This window comes from Streptomyces sp. SM1, assembly GCF_002910825.1.
Classification (GTDB): Bacteria; Actinomycetota; Actinomycetes; order Streptomycetales; family Streptomycetaceae; genus Streptomyces; species Streptomyces okerensis.
This window is the reverse complement of sequence record NZ_NEUB01000905.1, coordinates 1-7,753: the sequence shown is the minus strand read 5'-3', so window position 1 is coordinate 7,753 and position 7,753 is coordinate 1. Positions and strand designations below refer to the sequence as shown.

Annotated in this window: 8 protein-coding genes and 1 pseudogene; all 9 read right to left on the bottom strand. The window is 72.1% G+C overall.

Features of this window, described 5'->3' with window-relative positions:
* Positions 1-622: MFS transporter (locus tag B9S61_RS30445; protein WP_146064997.1), on the bottom strand; the 622-nt coding region annotated here is incomplete at its 3' end.
* A gap of 379 nt (positions 623-1,001) precedes the next feature.
* Positions 1,002-1,454 carry an Lrp/AsnC family transcriptional regulator gene (locus B9S61_RS30435; protein WP_103545112.1) on the bottom strand — a complete coding sequence of 151 codons (453 nt, stop codon included), beginning with the start codon at positions 1,452-1,454 and terminating at the stop codon, positions 1,002-1,004.
* Between the two features lie 10 nt (positions 1,455-1,464).
* A complete protein-coding gene (locus B9S61_RS30430) occupies positions 1,465-2,946 on the bottom strand; it encodes an amino acid permease (protein ID WP_103545111.1) in 1,482 nt (493 codons plus the stop codon).
* 250 nt (positions 2,947-3,196) lie between these two features.
* Positions 3,197-4,639 (bottom strand): GuaB1 family IMP dehydrogenase-related protein, encoded by a 1,443-nt coding sequence (locus tag B9S61_RS30425; RefSeq protein WP_181007611.1) that lies wholly within the window; start codon positions 4,637-4,639, stop codon positions 3,197-3,199.
* Between the two features lie 107 nt (positions 4,640-4,746).
* The gene (locus B9S61_RS30420; protein ID WP_103545109.1) at positions 4,747-5,100 is read right to left on the bottom strand and encodes a barstar family protein; all 354 of its coding nucleotides are present in this window, start codon (positions 5,098-5,100) and stop codon (positions 4,747-4,749) included.
* The gene (locus B9S61_RS30415) at positions 5,097-5,483 is read right to left on the bottom strand and encodes a ribonuclease domain-containing protein (RefSeq protein WP_103545108.1); all 387 of its coding nucleotides are present in this window, start codon (positions 5,481-5,483) and stop codon (positions 5,097-5,099) included. The genes B9S61_RS30420 and B9S61_RS30415 overlap by 4 nt, the downstream gene beginning before the upstream one ends.
* A 40-nt stretch (positions 5,484-5,523) precedes the next feature.
* Positions 5,524-6,567, bottom strand: a complete 1,044-nt coding sequence (locus tag B9S61_RS30410; protein WP_103545107.1) for a sugar-binding transcriptional regulator — start codon at positions 6,565-6,567, stop codon at positions 5,524-5,526.
* A gap of 78 nt (positions 6,568-6,645) precedes the next feature.
* Positions 6,646-7,332 (bottom strand): ribulose-phosphate 3-epimerase, encoded by a 687-nt coding sequence (rpe, locus tag B9S61_RS30405; RefSeq protein WP_103545106.1) that lies wholly within the window; start codon positions 7,330-7,332, stop codon positions 6,646-6,648.
* A gap of 133 nt (positions 7,333-7,465) precedes the next feature.
* A pseudogene (locus tag B9S61_RS30400) lies at positions 7,466-7,753 on the bottom strand (rRNA cytosine-C5-methyltransferase); the annotation flags it as partial.

The window sequence follows — 7,753 nt, the reverse complement described above, 5'->3', positions numbered from 1 at the left end:
GGGCCCCGGCCCAGTTGTCGTGTCCGGCCGCCGGGGAACGGTGTTCGGGGAACCGGAGTGCCACGGCCGCCGTGAGCAGGCACGCCAGCACGCTGGCGGCGCCCACGGCGGTGTGGCCGCCCCGGGCGAACACCGGGCCGGCGAGTCCCATCGCTGCCATCACGGCGACCAGTCCGGCCGCGCGGGCCCGGCCCATGATCCCTGCGTAGCGGTCGGCGGCGTCGAGCCGGTCCAGCTCGTCGTAGACCAGCGCCTCCAGCGCGCCGGAGCCGAGGGCCCCGCCGATGCCCCACAGCACGAAGCCGGCGGCGAAGGCCCCGTACGACGGGAACAGCACCCACAGGGCGAAGCCGGCGGCGGTCAGCAGCGGGCCGAGCCGGAGCAGCAGCCGGCGGGAGACGGCGTCGGCCCAGGCCCCGGACGGGACCTCCAGGAGCACGCCGGTGAGGGACCAGAGGGCGAACAGGGAGGAGATCTGCCAGACGGACAGCCCGGTGTCGCTGAACAGCAGCGCGTAGACCGGGTAGAGCAGGATGAAGTCTTCGAGGAACGAGTAGCCGTACAGCGTGGTGGTCAGCCGTCGCACGCGGACGTCGGGGCCACGCGTGGGCGTGAGAGTCATGAGGCCTTCCCGTAAGGGCGGTTCGGACACCGGACGTGGAGGACGTACGGCGTCCGAGGCGGCCCTCGGGAGGCGCGGCTGGTGGATCAATGTCGCCAGGTCATGACACCCATGCTAGACGGGCCGGAACCGATCCCGCCCGTCGTTTTGGTGACCGCGGGAGTGTCGGCAACCTCGGGACTGTCGGCGACCGAGGGAGTGTCGGCGACCGCGGGAGTGTCGGCGACCGCGGGAGTGTCGGCGACCGAGGGAGTGTCGGCGACCGAGGGAGTGTCGGCGACCGCGGGAGTGTCGGCGACCGAGGGAGTGTCGGCGACCGAGGGAGTGTCGGCAACCTCGGGACTGTCGGCGACCGAGGGAGTGTCGGCGACCCCGCGGGCTACGCGGGCGATCCCGACGAGAACCGCCGCAGCAGCGGGGACAGCACCAGCACGGACTTGGTCCGCTCGACGAACGGCTCCCCCGCGATGCGCTCCAGGACCCGTTCGAAGTGGCGCATGTCGGAGGCGAACACCTGGGCGACCGCGTCGGCGTCGCCGGTGACGGTGGAGGCGGCCACGACCTCCTGGTAGCGCTCCAGACCCCGCTGGATGGTCTCCGGTGAGGTGTTGCCGCGGCAGTAGATCTCGACGAACCCCTCCGTCTCCCAGCCGAGGGCGGCGGGGTCCACGCGGACGGTGAATCCGGTGATGGCCCCGGTGGCGCGCAGCCGGTCCACCCGCCGTTTCACGGCGGGCGCGGACAGGCCGACCAGCTGGCCGATGTCCGCGTAGGAGCGGCGGGCGTCCTCGGCGAGGGCGTGCACGATGCGTTCGTCGAGATCGTTCAGCACGGCGGGTGGTTCACTTCGCTTCTGATGGGGCCGGTGCGGCGGCGAGCCGGGAGCGGCGATAGCCGTAAAGGAAGTAGAACACGAGCCCGACGGCCATCCAGACACCGAAGACCGCCCAGGTGACGGCGGACAGGCTGCCCATCATCCACAGGCAGAACGCGAAGCCGACGGCGGGCAGCAGCGGCGACAGCGGCACCCGGAAGGTGCGCGGCATGTCGGGGCGGGACCGGCGCAGCACCACGACGGCGACGTTGACCAGCGCGAAGGCGAAGAGGGTGCCGATGCTGGTGGCGTCGGCGAGCCGGCCGAGCGGGACGGCGGCGGCCAGCACACCGCAGAAGAGGGAGACGATCAGGGTGTTGGCGCGGGGTGTGCCGGTCTTCGGGCTGACCCTGCCGAACACCTTGGGCACCAGCCCGTCCCGGGACATGGCGAACAGGATGCGGGTCTGGCCGTAGAGCACGGTCAGCACGACGCTCGCGATGGCGATGACGGCGCAGAACGCCAGCAGGGTGCCCCAGAAGGTCTGGCCGGTGACGTCGCTCATGATCTGGGCGAGTGCGGCCTCGGAGTCGGTGAACTGCCGCCAGGGCCTGGCGCCCACGGCGACGGCGGCGACCAGCACGTACAGCGCGGTGATGATGGCGAGGGACAGAAGGATCGCGCGGGGCAGGTCGCGCTGGGCGTTCTTCGCCTCCTCGCCGGCGGTGGAGGCGGCGTCGAAGCCGATGTACGAGAAGAACAGGGTCGCCCCGGCGGCGCTGACGCCGGCCATGCCGAGCGGCATGAAGTTCTCGTAGTTGCCGGAGCGGAAGCCCTGGACACCGATGGCGCAGAACAGCACCAGGGCGCCGATCTTCACGACGACCATGACGGTGTTGGCGCGGGCGGACTCGCGGGCGCCGCCCATCAGGAACGCCATGGCGAGCAGGACGACGACCAGCGCGGGCAGGTTGAAGACTCCGCCGTCGCCGGGCGGGGCGGACAGCGCGGCCGGGATGGTGACGCCGATGGTGCCGTCGAGGAGTTCGTTGAGGTATTCACCCCAGCCGACGGCGACGGCGGCGACCGAGACGCCGTACTCCAGCATCAGGCACCAGCCGCAGACCCAGGCGATCAGTTCGCCCATCGTTGCGTACGCATACGAGTAGGAGGAGCCGGAGACCGGGATGGTGCCGGCCAGTTCGGCGTAGGAGAGGGCGGAGAAGAGGGCCGTCAGGCCGGCTATGACGAAGGACAGCGTGACCGCGGGACCGGCCTTGGGGACGGCCTCGCCGAGGACGACGAAGATGCCGGTGCCGAGGGTGGCACCGATGCTGATCATGGTCAGCTGCCACAGTCCGAGGGAGCGGCGCAGCGAGCCGCCCTCACCCTGGCCACCCTCGGCGACCAGGCGTTCCACGGGCTTGCGGCGCATGAGGCGCGCGCCGGGACCCGGGGCCTGCGGGGCGGCGGGACCGCCGTTGTGCGGGGGTGCGCCTTGGTCGAGCACGCGCTGACTCCTTCGACGCTGCCGGTCTTCCGCGGCAGGGACCGACGGCGTCCCGCGACAGCCGGGACCCGTCGAGCGGGGTCCCCGCCGCACCACGTACAGCGCGTAACCCTACGAGGTTCTCAGTTGCTGCTGAAATGCAGCAACCTTGCGCACCGGCGCAAGATCGTTGCGTTCCCCGGGGCGGGGCGGGTGTTCGTTGCACGGGCTCTGCGGGCCTCGCGCGCCCGCCCCGTTCCCGGAGGGGCCGTCAGGTCCAGCTGGCGTGCAGCGGCTTGCCCTCGGCGTAGCCGGCGGCGCTCTGGACGCCGACGACGGCCTTCTCGGCGAACTCCTCCAGGGAGCCGGCGCCGGCGTAGGTGCAGGAGGAGCGGACGCCCGCGATGATCGAGTCGATCAGGTCCTCGACTCCGGGGGAGGCCGGGTCGAGGAACATGCGGGAGGTGGAGATGCCCTCCTCGAACAGCGCCTTGCGGGCACGGTCGTAGGCGGATTCCTCGGAGGTGCGGTTGCGCACGGCACGCGCGGAGGCCATGCCGAAGGACTCCTTGTAGGGGCGGCCGTTCGCGTCGTGCTGGAGGTCGCCCGGGGACTCGTAGGTGCCGGCGAACCAGGAGCCGATCATCACGTTGGAGGCGCCGGCCGCGAGGGCCATGGCCACGTCGCGCGGGTGGCGGACACCGCCGTCGGCCCACACGTGCTTGCCGTACTTCCTCGCCTCGGCGGCGCACTCCAGGACGGCGGAGAACTGGGGCCTGCCGACGCCGGTCATCATGCGGGTGGTGCACATGGCGCCGGGGCCCACGCCGACCTTGATGATGTCGGCGCCCGCCTCGATCAGGTCGCGGACGCCCTCGGCGGAGACGATGTTGCCCGCGACGACCGGCACCTGCGGGTCGATGCCGCGCACCAGTGCGACCGCGCTGATCATCGACTCCTGGTGGCCGTGCGCCGTGTCGATGACGAGCGTGTCCACGCCCGCCTCCAGCAACTGCTTGGCCTTGCCCGCCACATCGCCGTTGATGCCGACGGCGGCGGCGATCCGGAGCCTGCCCCGCGCGTCGGTGGCCGGGGTGTAGAGGGTGGCGCGCAGGGCGCCCTTGCGGGTGAGGATGCCGGCCAGGCGGCCGTCCCGGTCCACGGCGGGGGCGTACCGGCGATTCGCGGTGTCGAGGGTGTTGAAGGCCTCGCGCGGGTCCATGTCGGCGTCGATGAGGATCAGGTCCTTGGACATGACCTCCTCGAGCCGGGTGAAGCGGTCCACCCCGGACAGGTCGGTGTCGGTGACCACGCCGACCGGCCGGTACCCGTCGTCGACGACGACGCCCGCGTTGTGCGCGCGCTTGGGCAGCAGGGCGAGCGCGTCGGCGACCGTCTGGTGCGGGGCCAGCACGATCGGGGTGTCCAGCACCAGGTGGCGGCCCTTCACCCAGGAGACGACCTCGGCGACGACCTCGATCGGGATGTCCTGCGGTATGACGACGAGTCCGCCGCGCCGGGCCACGGTCTCGGCCATGCGGCGGCCCGCGATGGCGGTCATGTTGGCGACGACGAGCGGGATGGTGGTGCCCGTGCCGTCCGGTGAGCTGAGGTCCACGCCCTGCCGCGAGCCGACCGCGGAGCGGCGCGGCACCATGAAGACGTCGTCGTACGTCAGGTCGTACGCGGGCTGGATGTCGTTGAGGAAACGCACGTGCTGCACATCCCAGTCGATCAGAGGTGGCCCCCCGACAGGACAGCCAGGGGGAAGAGCACGTACTTCATTGTCCCATGCCGACTCCGGCGTCCTCCCCGGTCCGATCATCCAGCCTGGTCAGAGCGCTGCTCGGAGGATCCTCCAAGGGCGAGTGCCACGGTGAGGGAGGCGGCGCGGTCCACCGCCCCGGCGAACACGTCCCGGGCGGCCGCCCACTCCCCGGGGCGCGCGTCCGCGTACGCCCGCCAGCCGTGTACGACGATGAGCAGCCCGCGCTCCACGGCGGCCTCGGGCCAGAGCGTGTGGTCGGCGAGGGAGTCCGCCAGGGCGTCCCAGTTGCGGCCGAACCAGTCGGGCAGGTCCAGGGCACGGGCGCAGCGGTCCATCAGCCCCGCCTTGTCGGTGACGCCGTCGAGGCCGAGCGCGACGATGATCCGGCCGGTGAGTTCGTGCGTCATCTGAGGACCGCCGTGAACGATGCGTAGTGGTTGTCGGTGCAGTACGTCTCGCCCTCCACGCCGAAGACGATGCGCTGTGCGCCGCGGTCGGTCGCTCCGGGGGTCCTCACGGTGTACTCGAGGTAGTGGCCGTTCTCCCGCTGGGGCAGCAGCCCCTCGAAGTTGCCGAAGACGGTGCCGTCCTCCTCGTAGGGGAAGGGCCCGCCCGTGTCGACGAGGTCGAGGGTGCGCTGCGCCTCGGCGGGCAGATCGGCCTCCTGGACGGTGGGCATGCCGTCGGCCCACGCGGGCGCCCCGCCGCCGTCGCCGGCGGACGAGCAGCCGGCCAGCAGGACGAGCAGGCAGGCGAGGAGACGCGGAAGCAGGGCCTGTCGCAGCACCATGCGGCCGATGCTGCCAGGCCCGCTCCCGCGTCACCCGCTGTCAGGGGCCATCCGGGTCCGCGCGGTTGAGGGCGGACCGCGGGGCCGGTCCCGCCGTCATCAGGTAGTCCGCGGCCGACGTGTCCGTCACCAGGCTGGTGACCAGTCCGGAGCGCAGTACGGCGTCGATCGCGGGGCCCTTGCGCTGTCCGCCCGCGATCGCGACGACCTCCGGGACCCGGCGCAGCTGGTCCGTCTTGACCGTGATGCAGCGCTCCCCGAGGTCCCTGCCCACCCGGCGCCCCTCGGCGTCGAAGAGGTGCGCGGACATCTCCGCGGCGACCCCGAGGGAGGCGTAGTGCGCCCGCTCCTCGTCGCTGAGCATGTCGTGCACCGTGGAGATGCCCGGCTCCCAGGATCCGATGGAGACGCAGGCGACGGTGACCTTGTCGAAGTACTCGAAGGCCCGCGCGATCCCGGTCTGGTGGCGCAGCGCCTGAGCGGTGGCCGCGTCGGGCAGCAGCATCGGCGCGTAGATGGGGTGGGCGTCGCCGCCCGACACCTGCGCGGCGCGCCGTACGGCCTCCACCGAGCCGCGCTCGGCGGTCCCGGCGTCGTACACGCCCGTGAGCTGCACGACCGTGCAGGGCGGCAGCCGGTCCAGGGCCGCCGCCATGTGGATGGTGGACCGGCCCCAGGCCAGACCCAGCACATCCCCTTCGTTGACCAGCTCGCCGAGCAGGTCGGCGGCCACCTCTCCCAGGTTCTCGGGGTCGGGAGTCTCCTCGGACTCGGGCGGGGACTCGACCACGACGGCGTACCTGAGGCCGTAGCGGGCACGGAGCGCGTCGGAGCGCTCCGCGTCCAGCTCGGCCGGCACGCGGATCTCGATCCGTACGAGATCCCGTTCGAGGGCGGTCTCCAGGACCCGGGCCACCTTGAAGCGGCTGACGCCGAACTCCTCGGCGATCTGGATCTTGGATTTGCCCTCGAGGTAGAAGCGGCGGGCCATGGCCGCCGCCTGCACCAGCTCAGCGGGTCCCATCCGCATGGCTGACCGGCCCGCCGACATACCCGACACGGCGATCTCCTCACTGCTGTTCACACTCTGGATTCGCCGTTCATCCTTGCAGATCCGGCGCGGTCGATCAGCCCTGCCGGGCGCCGTTCATGTTCCTGACGCTCAGTGGCCGCATGCCCACGATGCCTTCGCCGTCGCGGCCTCCGCCTGGTTGCGCAATGCACGTACCGCTTCGGCCGGGTCCGACGCCCCGTACACGGCGGAACCCGCGACGAAGACATCGGCGCCGGCGTCCGCGCACCGCTCGATGGTGGACTCCGAGACTCCGCCGTCGACCTGGAGCCAGAGCTCCAGACCGTGCCTGCTGATCAGCTCACGGGTTCGGCGGATCTTCGGAAGCATGATGTCGAGGAACGCCTGCCCACCGAAGCCGGGCTCAACCGTCATGATCAGCAGCATGTCGAGTTCGGGGAGCAGGTCCTCGTACGGCTCGATCGGCGTCGCGGGCCTGAGCGCCATGGAGGCGCGGGCGCCCTTGGCCCGGATCTCGCGCGCGAGCCGCACCGGGGCGGCGGCGGCCTCGACGTGGAAGGTGACCGATCCGGCCCCCGCCTCCACGTACTGCGGCGCCCAGCGGTCGGGGGCCTCGATCATCAGATGGCAGTCCAGCGGGGTGTCCGTCGCACGGGCCAGCGACTCCACGACCGGCACGCCGAGCGTGAGGTTGGGGACGAAGTGGTTGTCCATGACGTCGACGTGGAGCCAGTCGGCTCCCCCGACCGCCCTGGCCTCGTCCGCGAGGCGGGCGAAGTCGGCGGACAGGATGCTGGGGCTGATCTGCGGGGCCATGGACCTAGACTGCCATGCCCTCCGGGGGTTCCGTGCAGCGGTGCCGCTGCGCGGACGGCATCCGCGGGCCCGCGCGCACCGCCCCGGCCCCGCGGCCCTCCTCTCGCACGGCCACCGGCGCGGTCTCGGCGGGTCAGCCGGTGCGGCGGATGAGGGCGAGGTACATCGCGTCGGTGCCGTGCACATGGGGCCACAGCTGTACGTCGGGCCCGTCGCCGAGGTCGGGGACACCGGGCAGCAGGGGGCGGGCGTCGAGCAGGCCGGCGTCCGGGAACTGCCTGAGGAGGTCGGCGACCACGGCCCGGGTCTCGGCGAGGTGCGGCGAGCAGGTGGCGTAGCCGACCACACCGCCCACGCGTACCGACTCCAGGGCGGTGCGCAGCAGCCCGCGCTGGAGCGGCGCGAAGCCGTCCAGGTCCTC

Excerpts from the sequence above, each read along its gene's own strand:
- B9S61_RS30420 (WP_103545109.1), bottom strand. The coding sequence starts at position 5,100 with ATGACGCACGAACTCACCGGCCGGATCATCGTCGCGCTCGGCCTCGAC.
- B9S61_RS30415 (WP_103545108.1), bottom strand. The coding sequence starts at position 5,483 with ATGGTGCTGCGACAGGCCCTGCTTCCGCGTCTCCTCGCCTGCCTGCTC.
- rpe (WP_103545106.1), bottom strand. The coding sequence starts at position 7,332 with ATGGCCCCGCAGATCAGCCCCAGCATCCTGTCCGCCGACTTCGCCCGC.